Here is a 749-nt window from a genome sequence, read left to right as displayed (position 1 = left end):
AAGGCCCGAGATGTCGGCCGTGTTCTGTGCAATGTCATTCGTGTTCGTCGTCGTACGGCCATCGATGTTGGTAATTGCATCACCCACATTGCCAACCGTCGTGCCGCCCACGCTGTAGCTCGGCGCGCTGATCGTGCCGTCCGGGTTCACCGTCGAGCCGCCGCCCAGCGCGTTCGCCACCGAGCTGCTGGTGCCGTACAGCTGGCTGCCGTTGATCGCGTCCACGCTCGTGGCGTTCACCGCGCCTGCGGCCAGCCCGGTAATCGTGTTGTTGTTCATCTGCACCTGGTTAAGCATCGAAATGCCGCCCGTGCCCTTCAGTTCAAGCTTTCCGTTTACATACCCGGTTATGCGGGCCGTCGCTGCACTGAAGCCGTTGTCTCCGGTATCGGTGCCAGCATTATTGAGCGAAAAGCCATATGCAGTTTGCGTCCCACCGTAGCTACAGTTCAAAGCGGCACCCGTTGCCGAACCCGAGCCCCAGGAATAACCGTTGGTGGCATTTCCATTGCACAACTGCAAACCAGAACCGGCCGCCTCTGCCGCGGGCGAACCCATCAGTCCTGCCAGGCCTACCATAGTGGCGACTGCGCCAGCCACGACCTTCGACTTGCTACGCTTGCCGCGCGCAACCGTATTCTCGGAGGCCGCTACCCACGACCCAAGGGCTTCATTCCAGACACTGATATAGGACTTGTTCATGATGTTGATTTCTCTAAAATTAATTCACAATAATCAGGTATGCGAAT

The 749-nt window shown here is 58.2% G+C and carries 1 protein-coding gene; it reads right to left on the bottom strand.

Annotated elements, in window-relative coordinates:
• A partial coding sequence (locus tag P0D89_RS53635) for an ESPR domain-containing protein (protein ID WP_408379748.1) occupies positions 1–702 on the bottom strand: 702 nt, incomplete at its 3' end.
• Positions 703–749 lie beyond the last annotated feature (47 nt).

The organism is Paraburkholderia sp. RL18-085-BIA-A, assembly GCF_046027075.1.
Taxonomy (GTDB): domain Bacteria; phylum Pseudomonadota; class Gammaproteobacteria; order Burkholderiales; family Burkholderiaceae; genus Paraburkholderia.
Note: the sequence above shows the minus strand (reverse complement) of the source record. Positions and strands in the feature narration are given on the sequence as shown.